This window comes from Sphingomonas oligophenolica (assembly GCF_006438955.1).
GTDB classification, from domain to species: Bacteria; Pseudomonadota; Alphaproteobacteria; order Sphingomonadales; family Sphingomonadaceae; genus Sphingomonas; species Sphingomonas oligophenolica_A.
Genome location: NZ_RCZK01000001.1, coordinates 157,120 through 180,773 on the forward strand (window position 1 = coordinate 157,120; position 23,654 = coordinate 180,773).

The 23,654-nt window shown below is 67.4% G+C and carries 24 protein-coding genes and 2 pseudogenes; 10 read left to right on the top strand and 16 right to left on the bottom strand.

The annotated features are described in order from the left end of the window. The first annotated feature begins 90 nt into the window (after positions 1-90). From EAH84_RS00780 to EAH84_RS00800, 5 genes are all read left to right on the top strand, one after another. On the top strand, positions 91-999 hold the full coding sequence (locus tag EAH84_RS00780; protein WP_140866237.1) for a TraB/GumN family protein: 909 nt from the start codon (positions 91-93) through the stop codon (positions 997-999). 120 nt (positions 1,000-1,119) lie between these two features. Next, positions 1,120-1,788, top strand: coding sequence for a 50S ribosomal protein L25/general stress protein Ctc (locus tag EAH84_RS00785; RefSeq protein WP_140866240.1), 669 nt, complete (start codon positions 1,120-1,122; stop codon positions 1,786-1,788). Between the two features lie 98 nt (positions 1,789-1,886). Beyond that, the gene (gene pth, locus EAH84_RS00790; protein WP_140866243.1) at positions 1,887-2,456 is read left to right on the top strand and encodes an aminoacyl-tRNA hydrolase; all 570 of its coding nucleotides are present in this window, start codon (positions 1,887-1,889) and stop codon (positions 2,454-2,456) included. After that, entirely contained in the window at positions 2,453-3,055 is a 603-nt protein-coding gene (locus EAH84_RS00795) for a TIGR02466 family protein (protein ID WP_140866246.1), read from the top strand. The genes pth and EAH84_RS00795 overlap by 4 nt, the downstream gene beginning before the upstream one ends. Positions 3,056-3,328: 273 nt before the next feature. Continuing rightward, positions 3,329-4,459, top strand: a complete 1,131-nt coding sequence (locus EAH84_RS00800; RefSeq protein WP_140866249.1) for a serine hydrolase domain-containing protein — start codon at positions 3,329-3,331, stop codon at positions 4,457-4,459. Between the two features lie 152 nt (positions 4,460-4,611). Here EAH84_RS00800 and EAH84_RS00805 read toward each other — a convergent pair whose 3' ends face one another. From EAH84_RS00805 to EAH84_RS00850, 10 genes and pseudogenes are all read right to left on the bottom strand, one after another. Then, complete coding sequence (locus EAH84_RS00805) at positions 4,612-5,046, bottom strand: VOC family protein (protein WP_206663919.1); 435 nt, start codon at positions 5,044-5,046, stop codon at positions 4,612-4,614. Next, on the bottom strand, positions 5,043-6,353 hold the full coding sequence (locus EAH84_RS00810) for a UDP-glucose dehydrogenase family protein (RefSeq protein ID WP_140866252.1): 1,311 nt from the start codon (positions 6,351-6,353) through the stop codon (positions 5,043-5,045). The genes EAH84_RS00805 and EAH84_RS00810 overlap by 4 nt, the downstream gene beginning before the upstream one ends. 187 nt (positions 6,354-6,540) lie before the next feature. Continuing rightward, the gene (locus EAH84_RS00815; RefSeq protein WP_140866255.1) at positions 6,541-7,680 is read right to left on the bottom strand and encodes an OmpA family protein; all 1,140 of its coding nucleotides are present in this window, start codon (positions 7,678-7,680) and stop codon (positions 6,541-6,543) included. Positions 7,681-7,789: 109 nt separating this feature from the next. Continuing rightward, a complete protein-coding gene (locus EAH84_RS00820) occupies positions 7,790-8,290 on the bottom strand; it encodes a DUF2793 domain-containing protein (protein ID WP_140866258.1) in 501 nt (166 codons plus the stop codon). Positions 8,291-8,303: 13 nt separating this feature from the next. Continuing rightward, entirely contained in the window at positions 8,304-10,433 is a 2,130-nt protein-coding gene (locus EAH84_RS00825) for a phage tail protein (RefSeq protein WP_140866261.1), read from the bottom strand. 21 nt (positions 10,434-10,454) lie between these two features. After that, a complete protein-coding gene (locus tag EAH84_RS00830; protein WP_425326428.1) occupies positions 10,455-10,835 on the bottom strand; it encodes a peptidoglycan endopeptidase in 381 nt (126 codons plus the stop codon). After that, on the bottom strand, positions 10,828-11,478 hold the full coding sequence (locus EAH84_RS00835) for a DUF2163 domain-containing protein (protein WP_140866267.1): 651 nt from the start codon (positions 11,476-11,478) through the stop codon (positions 10,828-10,830). Before EAH84_RS00835 ends, EAH84_RS00830 begins: the two co-directional genes overlap by 8 nt. Before the next feature lie 68 nt (positions 11,479-11,546). Continuing rightward, positions 11,547-12,194: a phage portal protein gene (locus EAH84_RS00840; protein WP_140866270.1), complete on the bottom strand. Its 648-nt coding sequence runs from the start codon at positions 12,192-12,194 to the stop codon at positions 11,547-11,549. Between the two features lie 25 nt (positions 12,195-12,219). Then, a pseudogene (locus EAH84_RS00845) lies at positions 12,220-13,526 on the bottom strand (DNA-packaging protein). Between the two features lie 289 nt (positions 13,527-13,815). Next, positions 13,816-14,379, bottom strand: a complete 564-nt coding sequence (locus EAH84_RS00850; protein WP_140867257.1) for a pseudouridine synthase — start codon at positions 14,377-14,379, stop codon at positions 13,816-13,818. Positions 14,380-14,492: 113 nt separating this feature from the next. Between EAH84_RS00850 and EAH84_RS00855 the strand changes: the two genes are divergently transcribed. Together EAH84_RS00855 and EAH84_RS00860 are read left to right on the top strand one after the other, a co-directional pair. After that, a complete protein-coding gene (locus EAH84_RS00855) occupies positions 14,493-15,800 on the top strand; it encodes an ectonucleotide pyrophosphatase/phosphodiesterase (protein WP_241656418.1) in 1,308 nt (435 codons plus the stop codon). Next, positions 15,800-16,246 (top strand): MaoC family dehydratase, encoded by a 447-nt coding sequence (locus EAH84_RS00860; protein WP_140866276.1) that lies wholly within the window; start codon positions 15,800-15,802, stop codon positions 16,244-16,246. Before EAH84_RS00855 ends, EAH84_RS00860 begins: the two co-directional genes overlap by 1 nt. 3 nt (positions 16,247-16,249) lie before the next feature. Here the strand turns inward: EAH84_RS00860 and EAH84_RS16260 are convergent, their stop codons facing one another. The 4 genes from EAH84_RS16260 to petA form a co-directional block, all read right to left on the bottom strand. Beyond that, positions 16,250-16,972, bottom strand: coding sequence for a hypothetical protein (locus EAH84_RS16260; protein WP_241656390.1), 723 nt, complete (start codon positions 16,970-16,972; stop codon positions 16,250-16,252). A gap of 170 nt (positions 16,973-17,142) precedes the next feature. Continuing rightward, entirely contained in the window at positions 17,143-17,985 is an 843-nt protein-coding gene (locus EAH84_RS00870; protein WP_140866279.1) for a cytochrome c1, read from the bottom strand. 24 nt (positions 17,986-18,009) lie between these two features. Then, complete coding sequence (locus EAH84_RS00875; RefSeq protein ID WP_140866282.1) at positions 18,010-19,332, bottom strand: cytochrome b; 1,323 nt, start codon at positions 19,330-19,332, stop codon at positions 18,010-18,012. Positions 19,333-19,343: 11 nt separating this feature from the next. Further along, entirely contained in the window at positions 19,344-19,910 is a 567-nt protein-coding gene (gene petA / locus EAH84_RS00880; protein WP_241656419.1) for a ubiquinol-cytochrome c reductase iron-sulfur subunit, read from the bottom strand. A 179-nt stretch (positions 19,911-20,089) separates the two neighbouring features. Here petA and EAH84_RS00885 point away from each other — a divergent pair. The 3 genes and pseudogenes from EAH84_RS00885 to EAH84_RS00895 all read left to right on the top strand — a co-directional run. Then, positions 20,090-20,536, top strand: a pseudogene (locus EAH84_RS00885) (tRNA (cytidine(34)-2'-O)-methyltransferase); the annotation flags it as partial. Positions 20,537-20,622: 86 nt separating this feature from the next. Beyond that, positions 20,623-21,468 (top strand): oxygen-dependent coproporphyrinogen oxidase, encoded by an 846-nt coding sequence (gene hemF, locus EAH84_RS00890; RefSeq protein WP_140866292.1) that lies wholly within the window; start codon positions 20,623-20,625, stop codon positions 21,466-21,468. Between the two features lie 4 nt (positions 21,469-21,472). Continuing rightward, positions 21,473-22,069 (top strand): GNAT family N-acetyltransferase, encoded by a 597-nt coding sequence (locus EAH84_RS00895; protein ID WP_140866295.1) that lies wholly within the window; start codon positions 21,473-21,475, stop codon positions 22,067-22,069. On the opposite strand, the gene EAH84_RS00900 is transcribed toward EAH84_RS00895, so the two are convergent. Beyond that, the gene (locus tag EAH84_RS00900; RefSeq protein WP_140866298.1) at positions 22,045-22,788 is read right to left on the bottom strand and encodes a hypothetical protein; all 744 of its coding nucleotides are present in this window, start codon (positions 22,786-22,788) and stop codon (positions 22,045-22,047) included. The two genes, EAH84_RS00895 and EAH84_RS00900, sit on opposite strands and share 25 nt — an antisense overlap. Then, entirely contained in the window at positions 22,785-23,627 is an 843-nt protein-coding gene (locus EAH84_RS00905; protein ID WP_140866301.1) for a hypothetical protein, read from the bottom strand. Before EAH84_RS00905 ends, EAH84_RS00900 begins: the two co-directional genes overlap by 4 nt. Between the last annotated feature and the right edge of the window lie 27 nt (positions 23,628-23,654).

A 23,654-nucleotide genomic window follows, 5' to 3' on the forward strand; every position in this document is an offset into this window, starting at 1 on the left:
CACGCGCTTAGGCGGAAGGGGGGCGGTGTAGCAAGTCGGGGCCTGCGCCATTAGGTATGTGTTCATCCAACCTGTGGGATCCCCTCACGCATGATCAAGACATTCGGCGCCGCACTGTCGGCCCTATCGCTCGCCCTCGCGCTGCCCGCCTGTGCGCAGACCCAACCCAAGCCGCAGCCCGCCGCGCAGGATGCCGATCCGGCGCTGTGGGTGGTCAGGGACCAGGACACGACGATCTATCTGTTCGGGACGATCCACGTCCTCAAACCCGGGATGACGTGGTTCGACGAGGCGGTGAAAAAGGCGTTCGATGCCTCCAGCGAAGTGAAGCTCGAACTGGTCATGCCCGACCAGAGCGAGATGCAGAAGCTGGTGATGGCGACCGGGGTCGCGGCGCCGGGCACCCCGCCGCTGACGCAGCGGCTGCCCGCCGACAAGCGCGCCGCCTATGCCAAGGCGGTGACCGACCTGGGGCTGCCCGCCAACGCGCTCGATATCTACAAGCCGTGGCTCGCCGCGACTCAGCTGTCGATCGCGCCATTGGGCAAGCTGGGCTATGATGCCGAGAACGGCCCCGAACAGGTCATCACCGCGGCGGCCAAGACCGCGGGCAAGCCGGTGACGGGGCTGGAAACCGCGGCGCAGCAACTGGGCTATTTCAGCGGACTGTCGGAGCCCGCGCAGCTCCAGTTCCTGACCAGCACGGTCGACGAATTGCCGACGCTGGCCAAGACGATGAGCGACATGGTCGACGACTGGGCAGAGGGGAAGCCCGACGCGCTGGCGAAGGAGATGAACGACAGCCTGAAGGATTCGCCCGAGGTCGCCAAGACGTTGCTGGTCGATCGCAACCAGCGCTGGGCGACATGGATCAAGGCGCGAATGGCGCAGCCGGGGACGGTGTTCATCGCGGTCGGCGCGGGGCATCTGGCGGGACGTGATTCGGTGCAGGCGCAATTGGCCAAGCTTGGAGTGAAGAGCGCGCGGGTGATTTACTGACGCGCCGTATCCGCAACATTGCATTTTGCCCGCCACCCCGCTATCGCCCCGCACTTCCGTGCCATGGTCATCCCTGGAGGCGTGGCGCGGATGTAACCTTACGTCTTTCGGAGAATGACAATGAGCGACCAGTTGACGCTCGCCGCCGAGACGCGTGACCGGGTTGGCAAGGGAGCCTCCCGTGATCTGCGCCGCAATGGCCGCGTGCCCGCCGTGATCTATGGCAACAAGCAGGAACCGAGCCCGGTTCACCTCGAGGAAAAGGCGCTCGTGAAGGCGCTGTCGTCGGGACATTTCATGAACACCGTCGTGATGGTCGACGGCCAGCGCACGCTGCCCAAGGACGTCGCGTTCCACCCGGTGACCGATCGCCCGATCCACGTCGATTTCCTGCGGATCAGCGAACACGCTACCGTCACGGTCGCGATCCCGGTCCACTTCGTCGATGAAGACGAGTGTCGCGGGATCAAACAGGGCGGCGTGCTCAACATCACCCGCCACGAGGTCGAGCTGATCGTCGATGCCGCCGAGATTCCGGGCGAACTGACAATTTCGCTTAAAGGTCGCGAGATCGGCGATTCGATCCACATCAGCGACGTCACGCTGCCCAAGGGCGCCAAGCCCGCGATCGACGACCGCGATTTCGCGATCGCGACGATCGTGCCGCCGACCGTGTCGACCGCGAGCGACGACGAGGAGGTCACCGAGACCGAAGTCATCAATCAGGATGCCGACACCGTAATGGGCGACGAGCCCGGCGATGCGAGCACGGACAAGGCCGAGGGCTGAGGGCCGAGGGCTGAGCCCTTCGCACCCTTATCGCTTGCGGTTAAGGATCAGGGCAGGTGGCGGCGACGCCCCTGCCCTGTTTCGTTGAGGAGGCTGACGTGCAAATCTGGGCAGGGCTCGGCAATCCGGGGAGCCAACATGCGATGCAGCGGCACAACGTCGGCTTCATGGCGGTCGACGCGATCGCCGAGGTGCATGGCTTCGGCGCGGTGAAGAAGGCGTTCCAGGGCTGGACGCAGGAAGGGCGGATCGGCGCGGAAAAGATCGTGCTGCTGAAACCCGCGACCTTCATGAACGACAGCGGACGATCGATCGGCGAGGCGCTGCGCTTCTACAAATTGGGCGTCGAAGCGCTGACGGTGTTCCACGATGAACTCGATCTCGCTCCATTCAAGGTCAAGGTGCGGATCGGTGGCGGGCTGGCGGGGCATAATGGGCTGCGCTCGACCGACCAGCATCTCGGTCCCGAGTTCCGCCGCGTCCGGATCGGGATCGGCCATCCGGGGCACAAGGACCGCGTGACGGGGTACGTGCTCGGCAATTACGCCAAGGCGGAGATCGACCCGCTCGCCGACATGCTCGGCGCGATCGCGGGGGAGGCTGACCGGTTGGCCGACGGCGACGACGTGCGGTTTATGAACGACGTCGCGATGCGGCAGGCGGCATGACCGTCCGCAGTCTCTTCGCCACGCGCTTCTACGACGCGCCGCTCGGCGATGCCGCGCTGCTCGATGAACTCGACGAAGCGTGCCGCGACTTGGCGCAGCAGGATCGCGCGGGGCGGGCGTGGTCGAAGGATCACGGGTATCGCGGCTATACTTCCTACGCGTCGCTCGACGATTTGCCGGTGCGCGATCCGCGGTTCGGCGATCTGGTGCGGGTGTTGAACAAGCATGTTGCTAAATTTGCCGAGGCGTGCGCGTTCGATCTCGACCGAAAGCTCAAGCTCGACAGCATCTGGGTCAACGTCCTCAAACCCGGCGGCACGCATGCGGGGCATATCCATCCGCACAGTGTGGTGTCGGGGACGGTCTATGTCGCGGTGCCGCCGGGATCGGGGTCGCTCAAGCTCGAAGACCCGCGGCTGGCGATGATGATGGCGGCACCAACGCGGCGAGACGACGCGCCCGAAGATCTCACGACCTTCGTCTATGCCGAACCCGAGGTCGGGACGGTGTTCCTGTGGGAAAGCTGGCTACGACACGAGGTGACGCCGAACGCAGCGAAATCAGAACGGATCAGCATCAGCTTCAATTATCGCCGGTAGCGTGCCGCGGGGTTTGCCGCGCGAAGGCGCGAAGAAGGTCTTTGCGCGCAGCGGCGCAGAGGACGCGGAGGCGCTTCGCTAGCGGTAGGTGTCCCGCGAAGCGGCGTGACCATCGTCCGTTAGGGGCAATTTGCAGGCCGCTGCGCGGCGACCTCTCTGCGACCTCTGCGCCTCTCCGCGAACAACCTTTCTCTTCGCGTCTTCGCGCGAACACCCTGTCCGCCGACCGCCGACGGATTGCGCGCGGCAGCGATTAGCGGTTAGCGTCACGCCATGCTGGCCACCTTCCTCCTCGCCGCCGCCTCGCCCATCGCGCAGGTGCGGGTGACGTTCGATGCACGGCAGGTGACGTCGGTGCGGGCGGAGGGGCTCGCCGATATCGCGACCGGGCGGCGGGTGACCGCGCGCGATCCGGTGCGGGTGGCGTCGATTTCGAAGCTGGTGACCGCGATCGGGGTGATGCGGCTGGTCGAAGCGCACAAGCTCGACCTCGATGCCGACGTGTCCGCGCTGCTCGGATGGCGGCTGCGCAATCCAGCCTTTCCCGACGTGCCGATCACGCTGAGGCTGTTGCTGTCGCACCGGTCGAGCCTGACCGACGGGATCGATTACGTGCTGCCGCTCGATGCGTCGATCGAGACCGCACTGACGGATTCCAAAGCATGGGATGGCGACCACGCGCCCGGCACCTATTTTCGCTACACCAACCTCAACTTCCCCGTGATTGCGAGCGTGATGGAGCGCGCGACCGGCGAGCGGTTCGACCGGCTGATGGCGCGGCTGGTGCTGACGCCGCTCGGGATCGATGCGTGCTTCAACTGGGCGAGCTGTTCGCCCGCGACCCGCGCCAAGGCGGTCGTGCTCTATCGCGACCGCGCGCCGGTGAAGGATGACCCCGCCAGTATCGCGTCGTGCCCGGTCACCCCCGCGCGCGACGGATCGTGCGACCTCAAGGTGTGGCGTGCGGGCGTGAACGGCGCGATGTTTTCGCCGCAGGGTGGCCTCAGGATTTCAATGCTCGGGCTTGCGCGAATCGGGCAGCTGTTGCTGGACCGCGGCGCGGTGGGTGGCGTGCGGCTGTTGTCCTCCGCCTCGGTGAGGCTGCTCGAAACCCCGGTCTGGACCTACGACGGCACCAATGGCGATACCGGCGACGGCTTTGATTGCGCCTACGGGCTGGCGGTCACGTTCACCGCAACGCGCGCGGCGGGGTGCAAGGACGATCCGTTCGGCGACGGACGCCGCCGGATCGGGCATCCGGGCGACGCCTATGGGCTGAAATCGGGGCTGTGGATCGATCCCGCGCACGGCACCGGGGTCGCCTATGTCGCGACCGACGTCCCCGATGGAGTCCGCGGTCGCTCCGCCTATTCGCCCGCCGAAGAAGCGCTGGCGACGCCGTAGGGTCGCTTCCATCTAGGCTGAAGCGTAGCGGGAGCATTTGAATACGGTGTCGCCATACCTGCCCGCCTCCATCCCCAGCCAGCAGATTGAATAAGAACAGGGCGCGCTTGGGAATTCCCTCTCGAATCAACAAATCGGAAATCGAATCTAGATCAGTAGGTCCGCCAGAGGCCCGGGGTCGCGAGCTCGAGGACATGGCCATCGGGATCTTCGAAATACAGGCTTCGCCCGCCCGCGGGCCACGCCATCTCGCCGCGCATTGTCACCCCGGCATTTGTCAGGCGATCATGCCACGCCGCATAGCTCGCGGCGGTGATCGCGAACGCCATGTGGACCGGCCCCTGCCCGTCATGCCCCGGTACGATCCCGCGCTCGCCGACCATGTCCGTTTGGCTCGCGCCGCCAAGGAACACGAGCAGTACTCCCTGCCGCCCCGCGTCGAACGCGGTCAGCCGGTCGGTTTCGAGCAACGGGTCGAGCCGCAGCACATCGCGGAAGAACGCGGCCGCGCGCGCCATGTCGGCGACATAAAGCGCGGTCTCCAGCAGCCCTTCGATTCGCGGCGCATCGGTGGCCGCAGCGCTCACCGCCCGACTGCGGTATAGGCGAACCCCGCCGCCTCGACGATGTCGCGGCGATAGACGTTGCGCAGGTCGACCATCACGGGTGCCGTCATCACCTGCTTCAATCGCGTCAGGTCGAGCGCGCGGAACGCGTCCCATTCGGTGACGATCACGACCGCATCGGCCCCGGTCGCCGCCTCATAGGCATCGCGGCAATAGGTGATGTCGGGCATCACCTCCTTGGCTGACTCGATCCCTTCGGGGTCATATCCGCGTACCGCGACCCCGGCATCGCCCAGCGCGGTCGCGATCGCGATCGACGGAGCGTCGCGCATGTCGTCGGTGTTGGGTTTGAACGTCAGACCCAGCAGCGCGACGGTCTTGCCTCGCACGTCGGCGTCGGGCGCGCCGAGCGCGTGGAGCACCTTGCGTCCCATCGCGCGCTTGCGGCTGTCATTCACCTTGACCACCGCCTCGACAATCTGGATCGGGGTCTCGTAATCCTCCGCGGTCTTGAGCAGCGCCAGCGTGTCCTTGGGAAAGCACGACCCGCCATAACCCGGTCCGGCATGGAGGAATTTCTTGCCGATCCGGTTGTCGAGCCCGATCCCACGCGCGACGTCCTGGACGTCGGCGCCCACCGCCTCGCACAGGTCAGCGATCTCGTTGATGAAGGTGATCTTGGTCGCGAGGAACGCGTTGGCGGCGTATTTGATCAACTCGGACGTTCGCCGCCCCGTGAACACAAGCGGGCTCTCACCGAGATAGAGCGGGCGATAGACCGCGCGCATCACCTCGCGCGCGCGCTCATCCTCCGTTCCGATCACGATCCGGTCGGGGCGCTTGAAATCGCCGATCGCGGCACCCTCGCGGAGGAATTCGGGGTTGGACACGACCGCGAGGTCGAGATCGGGGCTGCGTTCGCGGAGGATCGCCTCGACTCGGTCGCCGGTCCCCACCGGCACAGTCGATTTGGTCACGACGACCGCAGGACCTGTCATCGCATCCGCGATTTCCTCGGTCGCCGCGAACACATAGCTCAGATCGGCATGGCCGTCGCCACGCCGCGAGGGCGTGCCGACCGCGATGAACACCGCGTCCGCACCCGCGACCGCGCCCGCTAGATCGGTGGTGAAGCGTAGCCGTCCCGCCGCGACATTGGTCGCGACCAGTTGCTCGAGTCCGGGTTCGAAGATCGGCATGCGGCCCGCCTCGAGTGCGGCGATCTTGGTCTCATCCTTGTCGACGCACACCACGTCATGGCCGAAATCGGAAAAACAGGCCCCCGATACCAAGCCGACATAGCCCGATCCGATCATCGTGATGCGCATGGATGTCCCTTCAGCGACATGGCTCCCGACCCGGACGACGGTGCCGACTATGCCCTGTTAGTCGCTCGGCCCGATATTTCCACCGTCGATCGCGGCGATGACGGCTGCCTGTCTTGCGCCGACAAACAAAAAGGGAGGCCGGCGAACCGACCTCCCTCATTGCATTTCCTTGGGAAAGGTTGGGGTCTTACTGACCCGAACCCGGCCCGTAGGTGACTTCCACGCGACGGTTCTGGACTTCGCGGACGCCGTCGGCGGTCTGCACGCGCAGGCGCGTTTCGCCGAAGGCTTCCGTCGAGACCACGCCATCGGGGATGCCGTGCGAGGACATGTACGACTTCACCGCATCCGCGCGACGCTGCGACAGACCGACGTTGTACGTCGCGGTGCCCGAGGTGTCGGTGTAACCCGCCAGCATGACCTGCGCATTGCCGCAGCTCTGATACTGGGTGACGGCATTGTCGAGGATCGACCCTGCCTCGGGCGTGATGTCCGACTTGTCCCATTCGAAGAACACGATGAACGGTCCAGGCGAGCACACCGGCGCCTCGACCACTGGGGGCGGAGGCGGCGGGGGAGGAGGTGCCATCGGCGGCGGCGGCGGGGGCGGGGGTGCCGCTGGCTCGCCGAAGTTGTAGGTCACGCCGCCCAGGATGCTGTGCGAACGATACCGCCCATCATACTGTGCGTTGTTGATCTGGTTGATCACCTTGACGTTCTCGGCGTTGAAGAAGCGATACTTCAACGTCGCGTCGAGGTGGTCGGTCAGCGGTGCGCGCACGCCCGCCAGGCCCTGATAGGCAAACACGGTGTCGGAATCGTCGACCGTATAGCCGTACACGTTCAGGCCAATCTTTTCCTTGACCCGCGCAACACCGACGCCGCCGCCGATGAAGCCCTGGATGCCGTCGTCGGGACCGAAGTCGAGCAGGCCGTTCAGCATGAAGCTGAGCGCCGACGACGAACCACCGGCGTAGTCATAATTGCCTGCGGGTGCCGAACCGACGCTACCGTTCGACCGGTAGAAACCGACTGGAACGATCGCCGAATAGCTATCGACCGACGCCTTGCGATAGCCGACTTCGGTCTCGACGCGGAACGCGCCGAAATCATAGCCCATGTGGGCATCGACATCGTAGCCGTAATCATGATTGAGCGTGGACGCGTTATTCGTCCGAACGCCAGCGGTGCTGGTGATATCGAAGTCGATATCCTCGACGATCATGCCGCCGCCTTCGACGCCGACGTACCACGACTTATCGCGGGCGAGGGCGGGTGAGGCGAGGGCGGTGGAGGCGAGTGCCAGAATGACGGCAATCTTCCGCATATAATTCCCCTTTCTTGAGTGTCACTACGAACAGCGCAAACTCACTATCTGATCGATAGTTTCCACGCAAGCCGACAAAAAGGGGGAGTGTTGCCTGAACGACACAGGTTTATGACGGCGCGATCAGCCCGTGGAACCGCAGAACGCCAAGGATGGCGCTGATTGAAGTCCTTGATTCGAGGTCAATAACCGTACCCCCATCGGGTTCCGTTATTGGCTGCGCGGGGCCGATCGACTGGGTTCCCGCGATCGTCAGCCGAGCGGCAGCGATCACGCCGATCGTCCAGCTGCCCTGGTCGAATCGAACCGTCAGCCGATTGGGGATCGACCACGCCGCCATCCCCTCCGTCGGCGCGACGAACCGCCATCCGCCCGCGGTCCACCCGGCGATGCTGTGCGCCTGCCCCGCCCACTCGCCGGTCGGGTCGTCGCCCAGTATCCACGCCTCTCCCGGCGCGGGGGCGCTTGGCGGCACCGTTGCCCCGACCGCCAGCACGGCGGGCTGGATTAGGAACGCCAGCTGGGTCAGTGCTTCATTGTGGACCAGATCTTTGCCCGCCTGCCCCGGCACAATCAGCGGCAGGTCAAGCCGCGCGCTCGTATTTTCCATCGTCGTCTCTCCTTCAGATCATTATCACCGCGGCGTGCGACGTGCCGTGCGTACCGCGCTGGCGTATCTCGACGCGCGCGCCCGGCTCGGGTGCGGTCGGCAGCTCGATCGACGGTGCCGTCACTTCCCAGTTCGACACCGCGCCATCGGGCGCGAGGATCGTAACCGCGTAGCGCTCTGTCTCTTCGACCAACGGCGCGTCGACCAGGTCGGCCCATGCCCAGCCCTGACGGCTCCGCCGGGTCCAGCTCAGCTGCCATCCGCCTCCCTTTAAGACTGCCGCGTGCAAGTGGACCGGCGATGGCGGTACGACCGACCCCCCGCTCACGGCCGCCGTCGCCGCGGCGGGACCGGCGACATCGCCGACCCCGGTCGCGAGCAACGCCACGCCCTGCCCAATCGACCCCAGCGGCAGGTCGATCGTCCCGACCGCCTCGCGTTCGATCAGCGTGAACGCCTCGCCCGCCTGATGCGCCGCGCTGGCCCAGTCGGTTCCGCGGACCCCACGCCGCAACCCCGACAGCCGCCACCGCGCATCGCCGAGCGGCGTCGCGCGCGCGAATTGGATCAGCTCGTCGCCGACCAGCGCCAGGTTGCGCCCCTGCGACAGCCCGATATCGTCGGCATCGCCCAACATCATGTCCGCGCGCGCCAGGACGGCGATCAGCACGTTGCGCCGATCCGCCAGCGTCGCGGGTCCGTCCCCCGGCGGCAGTTCGACCACCCCCAGCGTTGCCGGGGCTGCAGTGGCGCCCGCCGCGATCCAGCTCTCGCCGTCGTCGAGGCTGTAGAGCAACGCCGCGCCGCGCCATCCCGGCTCGGTCCCGGTCGCCACCACGCTGAGCCGCGGAGCGCCGAGGACATCGTCGCCGAGCGGCGGGATGTCGAACGCGCGCAGCATCGTCGCGCCGATCAACCGATCGGGCGCTCCCAACACCTGCCCGCTCGACGCCGCGCCCGTGATCGGCGCAATCGTGACCGGGGCCAGTTCGACGCGGGTCGCCATCCCCTCCACCATCACCGATCGCGCGCGCCATATCCCCTGCTCATCTATGATGGCGACCGCACTGCCAGGCACCAGCCCGATTGCGTCGATCCCCGCGCTCACCGTGCGACGGATCCGCATCGCTTCGGCGATCACGAGCGCGCGCTCCGCGATGCCGCGCGCCGCGCTCGCGGTCAGCACCGCGGGCAGCTCGATCCGCGCCGCCTGCGTCCCCGCGCCAGGGCGCACCGCCTGCTGCACCCCGATCTGGTAATCGCGCGCGGGATCATGGTGCGCGACCGACAGCGTCCGCGGCACCGTGTCGATCGCGGCAATCGCGCGCGCGCGGCGTTGCCCCGCGCCGGTCGCCACCACCGCGTCATCCGCCAGCATCACCGGATCACCCGCCGCATCGCGCATGGTCAGCCGCGCGCCGCCCGGCGACCACCACGCCCCGCTGATCACCGCCAGGCTGTCGAGCACGCCCGCGACGCTGTCCCCCGCCGCGGCATAGCCCTCCAGCTGCTGCGCGACCTCGGCATCGACCTCGTCGGCCAGCGCCATCGCGATCGCGCCCGCCGCCACCGCGCCCTCGTCCGCGACCACCTCGAAGGTCAGCGACGGGATGCGATTGCCGAAATCGCCGAGGTGCAGCGCTTCGAACACCGCGTAGGCGCAGCCGCGATATGCCGGGGTCGTCGGCTCCGCCGAGGCGATCAATGGGTCGACCGGCTGATCCTCGTCGCCCAGGTACAGCCGGAATCCGGTCGTCGCCTTCCAGTCCCCCGCCGCACCGCGCAACAGCTTGCCCTCCGCCCAGATCCGCCGCACCCCGCGGATCGCGCGCGCCGACAGCACCACCGCGAAGCTCGCCGAATAGCTGTAGGTCGCGGTCGACGGCTGACCCTTGCTGCCCCCCACGGTCGTCCGCGTCTCGATCAGATCGGTCGCCCAGATCACCGTTCCCGCCACGCGAATCGTCCCGAACAGCTTGGGGATCTGCGTCCCATAGCTCGACGTCTGCAGCGCCAGATCGGTCAGCCGCGGCCCTTCGCGGGTCGCGGGTCGGAAGATCCGCGTATCGACCGATCGCCCGATCACCGCCCCGATCGGCCCTCCCACCGCGGCTCCTACCGCGGTCAGCACCAGCGTCGCCATGTCCGTCCCCCTCACGCCCGCTCAGCGGTCGAACCGCCACACGCCGATCACCGGCCACGGCGGCGCGCCGGGCCGCTCGACCACGCGCCGCAGCGCCGCATCGGCATGAACGATGCCGCCCGTCGTCTTGATCGCTAGATGAAGCTGCCCCGCCCCCACCGCAAACAGCAGCACGTCGCCTGCGCGCGCCACCGGCACCCGCGTCAACGCCGCGTCGAGCAGCGCCGCGACCCGCTCGGACCGCCCGCCGCGGAGCGCATAGCCGCTCGGCACCGCGCCCTCGAAGCCATCGGCGCGCAACGCCGCCGCGACCACCCCGACGCAATCGAGCCCGCCCGCCACCGCGCGCCCGTGCAACCGGAACCGCGCGCCGATCAGCGCGCGCGCCGCCGCCTCACCCACCGGGATAGCGCGTCAGCAAGTCGATCCCGGGCAGGAACGGCTCGCCACGAAAATTCGCCGCGTTGGCAAACCGCCCCGCGCAGGTCGCTAGCGTCTTGTCGCACCCCTCGATCACATCGACCAGGACGCCCGGCGTCACCGCGAAGGCGGGGGCGCTGCGCAGCGTTACCACCGCGCCCTCCGACGCCGCGATCGCACTCGCCAGTCCCGCATTGCGGCCTCCGAACCAGCGCAACGTCCCCCCCGCATAGCCGTTGGCGACCGGCTCGACCGCGTCGAGCGTCAACACGCGATCGGCGGACGCCACGACGCGCGCGAAGCGGCGCCGCCCCAGCATCGCCACCCGGCACCGCCAGTCGCCCAGCGTCGCGCGGCACCCCGCTGACGTTTCCTCGACCACCGGGCGCTGCAACGCCACCGTCACCCCCGTCAGTTCGGCGGTGAAGCCGATGTCGCCCGCCTCGACCGCGGTCAGCATCACCCGCGCGCCGTCCCAGCGCCCCGCGATCAGGTCCGCCTCGCCGATCGCCGCGCTCGTCAGCGCACCACCGATTTCCATCGTGTCCGCCTCCAGCCCGTCGGATCGCGCCACCGCCGATGGCGTCATCCCTGGCGCGGCGCGATGGATCAAGCCGTCGATCATCAGATCGCGATCATGCGCGGTCAGCCCGATCGTTACCCCGCCTCCATCTCGGCCTTCAGCCGCGCGAACTACTCTGCGCTCAGGCTCGCGCCATCGCCCGGATCATAGACCAGCGCGCCCGATGGCCGCGCCGCATTGTCGAGCAGCGCCTTGTTCCACCGCGCCGCGGCGTTGTGGATCGCCACCGCCCCCGACGCCGCACCGAGCGCGCCCATCCCGTAATGGTCGTCGATCGGGCTGAACGTCTTGAGGTGGATCACCTGCGGCCGCACCAGGTCGACCCCCAGTCGCGTCGCCTGCGCCCCCACCGCATAACGATACGCCGCCGGCCATCCCGCCACGTCGCACTCCACCGATACGCGTTCGGGCCGCAGCGCGAACAACTCCGCCGCCCCGCCCTCGGCATCGCGCAGCACCTGGACATAGGCATTGCCATGCAACAGCAACTGCGCGGCCAGCGTCTCGAGCAGCGCCTGCCCCCCCGATCGCGCCTCGACCAGCGCCAAAAGCCCCGGGTCCGACGCCACCACCGGCGCCCCCGCGACGCTCTCCGCAACCAGCTTCACCGCGCGCTGCGCAATCGCGTTCCCCGCATACGCCTCGCGCACCTGCGCCTCATAGGACCGCGGCCATTCGCCGACGCTCGCGAGCGTGCCCCCACGCGACAACGCCGGACGCGACGCATCGCGCCCGGTCAACCGACCGAACAATTTCATCGATCTTCCTCTCGTCAAACCGGTCTCAGACCGTCCGCACCGCCGCCTCGCGCCGCTGGCCCAGCATCAACTCGCTCACCGCCCACACCAGCGCGTCGGCGCGGTCGGGGGATCGGCCCGGCCTTCATAGCCGCCGCCCATCACCAGCCCGCACAATTCGTCCTCCAGGCTCGCGAACACCCCCGCATGGTGCATCCGCCCCGCTTCGTAGAGCAGCGCCACCGGCTCCGCGCGCGCTACCTTGCCGCGCGCGGCGTGGACCAATGTCAGCGGCAGCCCGACATCCGCCGCGCGCAATACGCTGCGCACCATCGCGCCGCCCTGGTTCGCCTCCGCCACCACCCGGTCCGCGCCGACCCGTGCCGCGCACGCCGCCACCGCGCGCGCCCAAGCCTCGGGCGAAGTCGCGGTCACGCTCGCATCCTCGATCACATAGCCGTCGCCATCGCGCCCCAGCGCCACCGCGACGATCCCACACGCATCGCCGCCGTGTCCGGACAGCGTCCCCGCGGGCGGACCGACCCCCACCACCACGCGCCGCATCGCGGGTACCGCCGTCACCCGCGTCGCCGCGATCATCGCGCGCGACCACAACGCGCCCGCGACCTCGTCGATCATCTCGCCGTCGAGCTCCTGCCGCGCCAACCGCGTCCCCGCATAGTCCGCCGTCATCGCATCGACGAACGCCGCAGGCAGATGCGGGTTGTCGCACGTCCGCCCCAGCGTCTCGACCAGCCCCTTCATCGCCATTACCCGTCGCATCAGCGAGCTCGCGCGCGGCGTCGTCGTCACCAGCGTCCGCGGTCGCGCGCCGCGCCGCATTCCCATCATCAGATTGTCCCAGGCCGCGCCGTCGCCGGGCCATTTGCCCAGTTCGTCGCACCACGCCGCGTCATGCTCGGGGCCGCGCAGGCCTTCGGGCGACGCCGCCGAAAAGACCTGCCCGATCGCGCCCGACCCGAACCGGAGCTCGCCGCGGTGCGCCGACCAGATGACTTCCTCCTCGTCGCGCGCGATGCTCAGCACCCCGCTCGGCCCCTCGATCATCACCCGGCGCACCTCGTCGATCGTCGCGCCGACCAGCGCGATCCGTGCCGCCTCTTGGGTCCGCGCCACCTCGCTGACCCATTCCGCCCCCGCGCGGGTCTTACCGAAACCCCGCCCCGCGCGGATCATCCAGATCCGCCAGTCGCCGGGCGGTTCGCGCTGCCCATCGTGCGCCCAGGCCGTCCAGCGGTCGCGCAACTCGGCGCGATGCCAGTCCGCCAACCGCCGCGTGATCACCGCCCGCCGCGCCGTCGGCAACCGCGCCAACGCGGCAGAGGGTGGCATCCGATCGCTCTCGTCCACCGCCATTATCCGGCGGTCCCGGGCCGCGCGCTACGGACTTTGTCCGCCCGTCCTCTGCGCACTGCCCGGTACCCCATTCCAGCCCCCCGGCCAAACCCCGCCCATGCGACCCGCGCCGATCGGCCCGACTCGCAATTTGTCAGCGTTCCCGTTAGGTGCCAAATAAGCGTGACGATGTCAAGTAATTTTGACCTATATGGTTCGTTTTAGGCATTAAGGGATCGGACGTCCTAGGAGAAGCAAGAGGGATATTGGTACTCTGACGCGCGAGTTAGATTTGTGCGGGTCTTGACTCCACCTCCCGCCACGCCCCCGGTGCCACCCCCTCAAGCTTCCAGTCCCCGATCCGCCAGCGCACCAGCCTGAGCGTCGGCAACCCGACCGCGGCGGTCATGCGGCGGACCTGGCGGTTGCGGCCTTCGCGGATCGTCAGGCGGAGCCAGTGGTCGGGGATGGATTGGCGGAAGCGGACCGGGGGATCGCGCGGCCACAGCTCGGGCGGGTCGATCGCCTCGACCTCGGCGGGGCGGGTCGGGCCGTCGTTGAGGCGGACGCCGCGGCGGAGCGCGTCGAGGCTGGCGGGGGAGACGTCGCCCTCGACCTGGACGAGATAGGTTTTGGGCAGCTTGAATTGGGGGTCGGCGATCCGCGCCTGGAGGCGGCCGTCGTCGGTCAGCAGCAGCAGCCCCTCGCTGTCGCGATCGAGCCTGCCCGCGGGATAGACGCCGGGGACGTCGATAAAGTCCGACAGCGTCGCGCGCGCCGGGCCGGTGCTGCGATCGGTGAACTGGCACAGCACGCCATGGGGTTTGTTGAAGAGGATCAGCCGCGCCATCACGCCGCTATCCGCCGCGCGCGTGGGCAACGCAACGCGTTTGGCTTTGCCGCGTGGCGCGCGCGGGCTAGGGAGGCGGCGCGACGATCATGCGAGGACGACCCGTGAAGCCGATGCTCCTATCCGCGCTGCTAAGCCTGGCAGGGTGCGCCTATTCCGCCACCCCGCCGATGCTGACACCGGTGATGCAGCCCGAGCCGGGCGGCGCGACGGCGGTGCCGACGCCTACTGCGACAAGCCCGATCGCGGCGACCGCGCCGGTGACGATCCTGGTGTCGGTCGACGGGTTTCGCCCCGACTATCTCGATCGCGGCGTCACCCCGCGGCTGTCGGCGCTGGCCAGCGGGGGCGTGTCGGCGTCGATGGAGCCGTCGTTCCCATCGAAGACCTTTCCCAATCACTGGACGATCGTCACCGGGCTGTATCCCGATCATCACGGTATCACCGCGAACAAGATGGACGACCCCGCGCGCCCCGACGAGACGTTCACGATGGCGAGCGACGAGCCGTATTGGTGGAGCGCCGCCGAGCCGATCTGGGTAACCGCCGAAAAGGCCGGGATCCGCACCGCGACGATGTTCTGGCCAGGATCGAACGTCGCCTGGGGCGGCATGCGCGCGCAGAACTGGCCGAACGACATCACCGGCGGCGTCCGGCCCGAGGACTGGCAGCAGTTCAACCAGGCGGTGACCGGCGACCAACGCGTCGATGCGGTGATCGACTGGCTGCGGCGTCCGGCGGCGACGCGGCCGCGGTTCGTGACGCTGTATTTCGACACCGTCGATACCGCGGGGCATCGCTATGGCCCCGCCGCACCCGAGACGACGCACGCGGTCGCGGGGGTGGATGCCGAGATCGGGCGGCTGGTCGACGGGCTGGCGACGCTGGGGCAGCCCGCCAACCTGGTGATCGTCGCGGATCACGGCATGGCCGCGACCTCAACCGCGCGGACGGTGGCGCTCGATACGGTCGCCGATCCCGCCGATTACCGGATCGAGGAAGCCGGGCCGTATGCGGGGCTCTACCCGGTCGCGGGACATGAGGCCGCGTTCGCCAAGGCGATTCTCGGCACGCACCCGCACATGACGTGCTGGCGCAAGGACGCGATTCCGGCGCGGTTCCATTACGGCACCAATCCGCGGATTCCGCCGTATTTTTGTCTCGCCGACGACGGCTGGACGATCGCGGCCACCGCGCCGAAGAAGGCGGAGACCGGTGGTCAGCACGGCTATGACAACCACGCCGCGAACATGCGCGCGCTGTTCATCGCCCATGGTCCCGCGTTCGCGACCGACAAGCGGTTGCCGACGTTCGAGAATGTCGACGTCGCGCCGTTGCTGCGCGACCTGCTGAGGTTGCCCGCGGACACCAGGCTCGACGGCAGCGACGCGCCGTTCCGAGGTATATTGAAGGACCGCTGATGCAGTATTTCGAGGACATCGAGGTCGGATCGACCGCCAGCTTCGGGGCGTATCGCGTGATCCGCGAGGAAGTGACGGAATTCGCCGCGAAATACGACCCGCAGCCGTTCCATCTGTCCGACGAGGCGGCGGCGAAAACGCATTTCGGACGGCTGTCCGCCAGCGGCTGGCATACCTGCGCGATGACGATGTCGATGCTGGTCGAGAATTTGAAGAACCACCGCCAGGCTGGCTTGGGATCGCCGGGGATCGACGAGCTGAAATGGCTCAAACCCGTCTATCCGGGCGATACGCTACGCTGCGAGAGCGAAGTGATCGACAAACGCGCTTCCGTCAGCCGGCCCGAGATGGGAATCTTCAAAAGCCGGCTGACAGTGTTCAATCAGGACAATATTGCGGTGATGTCGATGGTGTCCAACGGATTGGTCGCCACGCGTCCGCAATAAGGATCATTCGGGGCGCACGTCGACATATCGGTCATTGCCCGCACGCCGCCCGCGCTCCTCCCGACGACCCTCGCGGACCTGAACCGGAGCGGGGGATGTCCGGACGGCGGCTTGGGGCGAAACGCCGATGACCGGCGCGCCGTTGCGGTTGCCGCGGTCGGAATAGCCACCGCTCCTGCCGGGCCGTTCCATGCGGGGCGTACCGTCGTTGCGTCGGTTGCGCCAATCCCGCCGATCACCGTCGTTGTGCTGCCAGGTCGGATTGCCAGCGGTCCCCTGATGATTGTCCGACCGCCGATCGTTGCGGTTCCAGGTCCGATCGCCACCGTTCCCCCGGTTGCCGTCGTAGCGACCGTCGCGGTTGTTGTTCCGCTGAAAGCCGTTCCAGTCGTTGCGGTAATTGCGATCGCCGCGCCAATTGTTGCGGCGACCCTCCCAATAACGGCGCTGGCCATCGTTCCAGCGATAGGGGCGGCGATACTGATCGTAAACATAGATGCCCGTGCCGGGGTAATAATAGTCGTTGTACCAGCCGTAATAGGGCGAACCATAGCCGCTGTCGTACCCGCTGCCGTAGCCATAGCCGGTGTCGTAGCCGTCGCCATAATAGCTGCCGCTGCCATAGCCGACCGACAGGCCGCTATAGCCGTAACCGTCGGTGCACGCGGCGGTGCCGAGACCGATGCCGAGGACGAGGGCGATCAGGCCGATACGCTTGAGGGTCATGCTACTCTCCCGGATACGCAAGGCGGCGCGGCGGAAACGCGCGACCGTCCATCGTATAACCAGGGCAGGTCATCGCAGGTTCCGCCTGAACCGTTAATGACCGGTGAATCGACCCGACACGATGACGCCGGACGAGAACTCCCTCCCGACGTCCATAGATCATCGCGCTATCAGTGCTTCAGGTCGCGCCAGACGTTCTGATACGCGCCCCATGCCAGGAACACGAAGATCAGGATGAACAGGATCGCCGCGATCCCCGCAGCGTGGCGCGCGTTGAGGTTGGGTTCGGCGGTCCAGGTCAGGAAAGCGGCGACGTCGCGCGCCATCTGGTCCTTGGTCGCCTTGGTGCCGTCGACATAGGTCACCTGGCCATCGGCGGTCAGCGGCGGCGGCATCGCGATGTTGAGGTTCGCGAAATACGGGTTGTAATGCAGTCCCGGGGGGGTCGAGAAGCTGGGGAATTCACGCTTCAGCGCTGCGGGGGGATTCTGATAACCGGTGATCAGCGCGTGGATATAGTTCGGGCCATCCTCGCGCGCCTTGGTGATCAGCGAGAAATCTGGCGGCAGCGCGTTGTTGTTTGCGGCGCGTGCGGCGATCTCGTTCGCGAACGGTGACGGGAACGGATCGCTCGGCACATTCTTGCGGGTCGCGGGTTCGCCGGTGTCGGGGTTGATCGACGGCTGCTCGATCGCCCACTGGTCAGCAATCGCCTTCACCTCGGCGGTCGAATAGCCGATCTTGGTGAGGTCGCGGAAATGGACGTATTTCAGCGAGTGGCACGCCGAACAGACTTCCTTGAACACCTGGAAGCCGCGCTGGACCTGGCGGTCGTCGAACTTGCCGAACAGCCCCGCCGACGCGAGATGGATGTCGGCAGGTTCCTGGTGGAAGACGTGCTCGACGCTCTCTGGCGTGGGTTCGGTGATCGTCGTCTTGACCGTACCGAACAGCGCGAGCGCCAGCACGAAGACGAACGCCGCGCCGATCAGGGTGGAAATAGTGCGAACCATGGTCAGTCGGATCCCCTAATCGGCTCAGTTCGCGAGCGCGGTATTGTGCGTGAGCGCGTCATCGGTCGTGAGCGCGGAATGGCCGGGGCTGGTCCCGCCATGCTTGGCGAGCACCGCTGCGGTGATCGAATGGGGCAAGGCGACCGGCTTTTCCGACCGCGAAATCCATGGCAGGATGATCAGGAAATGCGCGAAATAATACGCCGCCGCGATCTGACCCATGATCACGTTGCGCGCGATCGGTTCGGCACCGCCGACATAGCCCAGGATCAGGACGTCGACGAGCAGGACGACCAACGCGATCCGCAGCTTCGGGCGATAGTTCGCCGAGCGCACCGGCGAGGTATCGAGCCACGGCAGGAAGAACAGCAGCAGAATCGACCCGAACATCGCGAGCACGCCCCACAGCTTGGCGGGCAGGATGAAGTCCGCGGTGAAGCTTTTGAGGATCGCGTAGAACGGCAGGAAATACCATTCGGGGACGATGTGCGCGGGCGTCGAGAGCGGGTTGGCCTCGATATAATTGTCGGGGTGGCCGAGCAGGTTCGGGCTGAAGAAAATCAGCGCGGCGAAGATCAGCAGAAACACGCCAACCCCGACCCCGTCCTTGGCGGTGTAATAGGGGTGGAACGGAACGGTGTCCTGTTCGCCCTTCACATCGACCCCGGTCGGGTTGTTAGACCCCGGGATATGCAGCGCCCAAATGTGGAGGATGATGACCCCCGCGATCACGAACGGCAGCAGATAGTGGAGCGAGAAGAAGCGGTTGAGCGCCGCATTATCGGGCGCGAAGCCGCCGAGCAGCCAGATGCGGATGCTCTCGCCGACCAAAGGTATGGCCGAAAAGAAGCCGGTAATGACCTGCGCGCCCCAGAACGACATCTGACCCCAGGGGAGGACATAGCCCATGAACGCGGTTGCCATCATCAGCAGGAAAATCGTGACGCCCAGCAGCCACACCATCTCGCGCGGCGCCTTGTACGACCCGTAATAGAGCCCCCGACCGATATGGATGTACACCACGAGCAGGAACATCGACGCGCCGTTGGCGTGCGCGTAGCGGAGGAACCAGCCCGCGTTGACGTCGCGCATGATCGCCTCGACCGAGGCGAACGCACCCCCCGAATACGACGCGTAATGCATCGCCAGCGTCACCCCGGTGATGATCTGGACGACCAGCGCGAGCCCGGCGAGGACGCCGAAATTCCAGAAATAATTGAGGTTGCGCGGCACCGGGTAGCCCGCGCCGATCGCGCCATAGACGAGGCGCGGCAGGGGCAGTTTCTCATCGAGCCACCGCATCAGCGGCTGTTTCGGCTCGTAGTGCTTGGCCCAGGGAAAACTCATGATGCGCTACCTCAGCCGACCGTGATGGCGGTGTCAGAGTTGAAGGTGTATTCGGGAACGAACAGGTTCTTCGGCGCGGGGCCCTGCCGAATGCGCGCCGCGGTGTCGTATTGTGAGCCGTGGCATGGGCAGAAATAGCCCCCGAAAATCCCGCGATTGTCGCCCTCGTGAATGCCCAAGGGAATACAGCCGAGATGGGTGCACACCCCCAGCGTGATCAGCCAGTTTTCCTTGCCGGTCTTGGTCCGCTCGGCCAGCGTCTCCGGATCGCGCAAGGTGCTGATGTCGACCGCGTTCGCCTCCGCGATTTCCTTGGGGGTCAGGTTGCGGACGAACAGCGGCTGCTTGCGGAAGGTGGTGATGACGCCCTGGCCGGGCTCGATCTTCGCCAGATCGACCTCGGTGGTGGCTTGCGCGAGCACGTCGGCCGAGGGGTTCATCTGGTTGATCAGCGGCAGGACGATCGCAACGCCGCCGATGCCCGCAAAGGCGACCGCGGCGATGTTGATGAAATCGCGGCGGCGCGGATCGTGGACGTCGTCGTGGAACGGCGCCGGATCTTCGCCGGGAGGAACCATGCTGTCAGTCGCCATTCACCTGAGCCCTTGCACTTATTGATCAGCCGAACCGTGCGCGACGCACCCCCGGCGAGTTCTCCCGTCCCCACGGGAGAGGTTGGCCGCCTGATAGACGGCGCGTGCGCGCTTTGCCAACCTGATTTTGCGGGCGCGCGCCGACGCGGCTAAGAGCCTTCACGATGCGTATCGCCCTCTTCCAGCCCGAAATCGCGGGAAACGTCGGCGCGATCCTGCGCACCGCGGCGTGCCTGGGCGCCGCGGTCGACCTCATCGAACCGATGGGATTCGCGTGGGACGACAAGCGCGTCGCGCGCGCGGGGATGGACTATATCGACCATGTCGCGATCGCGCGCCATCCCGACTGGGCGACGTTCGAACGACAGGCGACCGGCCGCCTCGTCCTGCTGACGACCAAGGGCGCGACCCCGCTTCATGCCATCGCGTTCCGGCCCGACGACGTGTTGCTGTTCGGGCAGGAGGGCGCAGGGGTGCCCGATGCGGTCCACACCCGCGCCGAGGCGCGCGTCGTCATCCCGATGCGCGCGCCGCTGCGTTCGCTGAACCTCGCGACATCGGTGGCGATCGTGCTGGCGGAGGCATTGCGCCAGACGGGGGAATGGCCCGGACCTGTAATTCCTTCCCCGGCACCGGGGGAGGAATTTGGCTCGTCCACCCTTTCGCGGTCGGCGACGGCTCGATAACGACCAGTCCCATGCTCCCGCTCGATCCCCAGCAAGCCGCTGCCCGCACCTGGTTCGAATCGCTCAGGACGCGCATCTGCGCGGTCTTCGAGGCGATCGAGCGCGAGGCGGGGTCGGACGCCGCGTTCGACTATCTGCCGTGGCATCGCGTCGACCCCACCGGCGCGCCCGGCGGCGGCGGGGTGCGCGGGGTGATGAAGGGCCAGGTCTTCGAGAAGGTGGGGGTCAACGTTTCGACCGTCGGGGGCAGTTTCGAGGGCGATTTCGCCAAGACGATCCACGGCGCGGCGGACGATCCCAGCTTCTTCGCGACGGGAATCAGCCTGGTTGCGCACATGGCCAACCCGCATGTCCCCGCAGTCCACATGAATTGCCGCTTCCTGGTCACCGCGAAGCGCTGGTTCGGGGGTGGCGCCGACCTCAATCCGCCGCTGCCGATCGCGACGGACACCGACGAATTCCACGCTCGCTTGGCGACGGCGTGCGCGGCGCATCCGGGGGCGGGGGATTATCCGCGCTTCAAGGCGTGGGCGGACGAGTATTTCTACATCCCCCACCGCCAGGTGCACCGCGGGGTCGGGGGCATTTTCTACGATCATCTCGAAGGCGATTTCGACGAGAATTTCGCGTTCACCCGCGCGGTGGGCGAGGCGTTCCTCGACGTCTATCCGCGGATCGTGCGGCGCCGGATGGATGCCGCCTTCACCCCGGCCGACATCGCGCAGCGCGACGCCTGGCGTGGGCGCTATGCCGAATTCAATCTGGTGTACGACCGCGGCACGTCGTTCGGGCTGAAGACCGGGGGCAATGTCGATGCGATCCTGATGAGCCTGCCCCCGGTCGCCACCTGGGCGTGATCCGATGGCGCTGATCCCGGTCGCGGACGGCGAGATCGCGACCGTGGTGACGACGCTGCGAATGAGCGAGCGACCACGGCTGCGCCCGACGCCCGAATCGCGGCTGCGGCTGGTCCGTTGGTCGGCACCGACACCCGCACGGTATCGGGTACTGTTCCGGCGCATCGGCGAACCGTGGCTGTGGTATTCGCGGCTGGCACTCGACGAGGCTGCGCTGGTCGCGATCATCAGCGATGCGCGGGTCGAGGTGAACGCGGTGGTCGATCCGGCGGGCATCGAGATCGGCATGGTCGAACTCGACCTGCGCACGCCGGGGTGCTGCGAGATCGCCTATTTCGGGCTGGTTCCCGACCTCACCGGGCGCGGCCACGGGCGCTGGCTGATGGCCGAAACGCTGGCGCGGGCGTGGCGACCCGGGATCGAAGCGGTGGGGGTCAACACCTGTACGCTCGATTCGCCGCGCGCGCTGGGCTTTTATCGCGCGCAAGGGTTTGCGGTCGTCCGGCGGACGCTGGAGACCTTTCCCGATCCGCGCATCGCCGGGCTGTTGCCGCGCGAGGCCGCGCCGCAGATCCCTTATTTGGCGACCAGCCGCCGATAGGCCGCGACCGCCAGCAGCGCCGAGGCGAGTTGCGCCGCCATCGCGACCGCCGCCGCCGCCGCGGACGCCAGCGCGACCGCGACCGGGTTCGCGCCGCCTTCCCCCGCCAGCCACTGACCCAGCAATAGGAACGGCTGGCCGAGCAGCATTCCCGACAGATACACGAGCGCGACGACGCCGAGCAGCGCGAACTGCGCGCGCCGGGTCACCCGCCACGACCGCGCCACCGCGGCGAGCGCGCCGACCGACCGATCCGCTACCACGATCGGCCCGGCGAGGAAGAAGCGGCTCATCAGGTAGAGCCCTGGGATCAGCAGCAGATACATCCCCGCCCCGGTCGGGATCGCGACGACCAGCATCGCCAGCAGGAACCGCGGAAAGATCGTCGCCACCCGCCGCATCGCGCCGCCAACCGCGGGCCGATCGGCGTCGAGATATAACGCGAAGACGACTGCAAGTCCGAGATAGCCGCACAGATACGCGATGCTGCACCCGATCCCGTAATCGCCGACCCAGTTCTGCAGCGCGGCCATCCACGCTTCGGCCTGCGCCTGGCGGTCCGCGATACCGCGATCGGGCGCGGGGGTCGGCGGCACGAACAGCACCAGCGCGTAGGCGGGAAGGAAGAAGAACACCCCGGCGACGCGCAGCAGCAGATCGCGGTCGCGATGGAACAACGCCCAGGCATCGCGGAGCAGCCGCGCGAAGTCGATTCTCACGCCGGTCGCGGCTCGCGGCTACTCTTGGCGGCGGCGAGCGCCACGTAGAGCTGGGTCGTGAAGACGACTGCGAGGACTACGAAGACGGTGCTGACTGCCGATCCCGCGAGCGTACCCAGGAACCGCGCGGTCGCGATATTGTCCGCGCCCAGGATCAACCGGAACACGATCCCGACGATCGACTGCGCCGCCAGCGTCGCGACCACCAGGACGATGCCGAACAGGATGAGCACGCCGACGATCCGCCACGTCGCGCCGCGCGTCAGCCGCCATGCGCGCGCGATCGAGCGGAGCCCGAGGCGTTCGTTGACCAGCACTGGCTGCCAGATCGCCAGCCGCGCGCCGACGAACAGTAACGCCACCGCCCACACCATCATGAACAACGCGGCCCCGGCGAGCGCGCCGCCGTTCACGCCCGCCATCGACGGCTGTTTGCCCGCGGCCATGGCGGTGAAATCGAGTCCCGAGAATCCGACGAGCGCGAACAACGGGATCAGCGTTGCGCATATCGCGACGGCCATGACGATCGACACCCCGATCGCGGGGAGGAAGCGATTGTTCGCAATCCCGATCGCCGCCGTGCGATCGGTATTGGGATCGCTCGACGCGGCGATCAGCGCAAGCTGGCCCCAAATTGAGATCAGCACGACGACCAGCGACAGCAACCCGCCGATGGCAGCGAAACTCGCCGACCCCGGTGTCCCATAGGCGACGAACGCATCGCGGACGATCGTGGGCAGGAACAGCGCCGGCACCGCGATTCCCGCCAGCATCCCCGCGCGCCCCGACAGGACCTCGGTCGTGCGATCCCAGACCGCCCCCATCGTTACCATGATCATTCTCCCCCGTCGTTCGAGCCCATCGAT

Bases quoted from the DNA above. Each gene is read 5' to 3' on its own strand.
- EAH84_RS00780 (WP_140866237.1), top strand. From the start codon at position 91: ATGATCAAGACATTCGGCGCCGCACTGTCGGCCCTATCGCTCGCCCTC.
- EAH84_RS00875 (WP_140866282.1), bottom strand. From the start codon at position 19,332: ATGAGTTTTCCCTGGGCCAAGCACTACGAGCCGAAACAGCCGCTGATG.
- EAH84_RS00795 (WP_140866246.1), top strand. From the start codon at position 2,453: ATGACCGTCCGCAGTCTCTTCGCCACGCGCTTCTACGACGCGCCGCTC.
- EAH84_RS00870 (WP_140866279.1), bottom strand. From the start codon at position 17,985: ATGGTTCGCACTATTTCCACCCTGATCGGCGCGGCGTTCGTCTTCGTG.
- EAH84_RS00820 (WP_140866258.1), bottom strand. From the start codon at position 8,290: ATGGAAAATACGAGCGCGCGGCTTGACCTGCCGCTGATTGTGCCGGGG.
- hemF (WP_140866292.1), top strand. From the start codon at position 20,623: ATGCTCCCGCTCGATCCCCAGCAAGCCGCTGCCCGCACCTGGTTCGAA.
- EAH84_RS00800 (WP_140866249.1), top strand. From the start codon at position 3,329: ATGCTGGCCACCTTCCTCCTCGCCGCCGCCTCGCCCATCGCGCAGGTG.
- EAH84_RS00815 (WP_140866255.1), bottom strand. From the start codon at position 7,680: ATGCGGAAGATTGCCGTCATTCTGGCACTCGCCTCCACCGCCCTCGCC.
- EAH84_RS00905 (WP_140866301.1), bottom strand. From the start codon at position 23,627: ATGATCATGGTAACGATGGGGGCGGTCTGGGATCGCACGACCGAGGTC.
- petA (WP_241656419.1), bottom strand. From the start codon at position 19,910: ATGGTTCCTCCCGGCGAAGATCCGGCGCCGTTCCACGACGACGTCCAC.
- EAH84_RS00785 (WP_140866240.1), top strand. From the start codon at position 1,120: ATGAGCGACCAGTTGACGCTCGCCGCCGAGACGCGTGACCGGGTTGGC.
- EAH84_RS00850 (WP_140867257.1), bottom strand. From the start codon at position 14,379: ATGGCGCGGCTGATCCTCTTCAACAAACCCCATGGCGTGCTGTGCCAG.
- EAH84_RS00810 (WP_140866252.1), bottom strand. From the start codon at position 6,353: ATGCGCATCACGATGATCGGATCGGGCTATGTCGGCTTGGTATCGGGG.
- EAH84_RS00840 (WP_140866270.1), bottom strand. From the start codon at position 12,194: ATGAAATTGTTCGGTCGGTTGACCGGGCGCGATGCGTCGCGTCCGGCG.
- EAH84_RS00860 (WP_140866276.1), top strand. From the start codon at position 15,800: ATGCAGTATTTCGAGGACATCGAGGTCGGATCGACCGCCAGCTTCGGG.
- EAH84_RS00835 (WP_140866267.1), bottom strand. From the start codon at position 11,478: ATGATCGACGGCTTGATCCATCGCGCCGCGCCAGGGATGACGCCATCG.
- EAH84_RS00895 (WP_140866295.1), top strand. From the start codon at position 21,473: ATGGCGCTGATCCCGGTCGCGGACGGCGAGATCGCGACCGTGGTGACG.
- EAH84_RS00825 (WP_140866261.1), bottom strand. From the start codon at position 10,433: ATGGCGACGCTGGTGCTGACCGCGGTAGGAGCCGCGGTGGGAGGGCCG.
- EAH84_RS00855 (WP_241656418.1), top strand. From the start codon at position 14,493: ATGCTCCTATCCGCGCTGCTAAGCCTGGCAGGGTGCGCCTATTCCGCC.
- EAH84_RS16260 (WP_241656390.1), bottom strand. From the start codon at position 16,972: ATGACCCTCAAGCGTATCGGCCTGATCGCCCTCGTCCTCGGCATCGGT.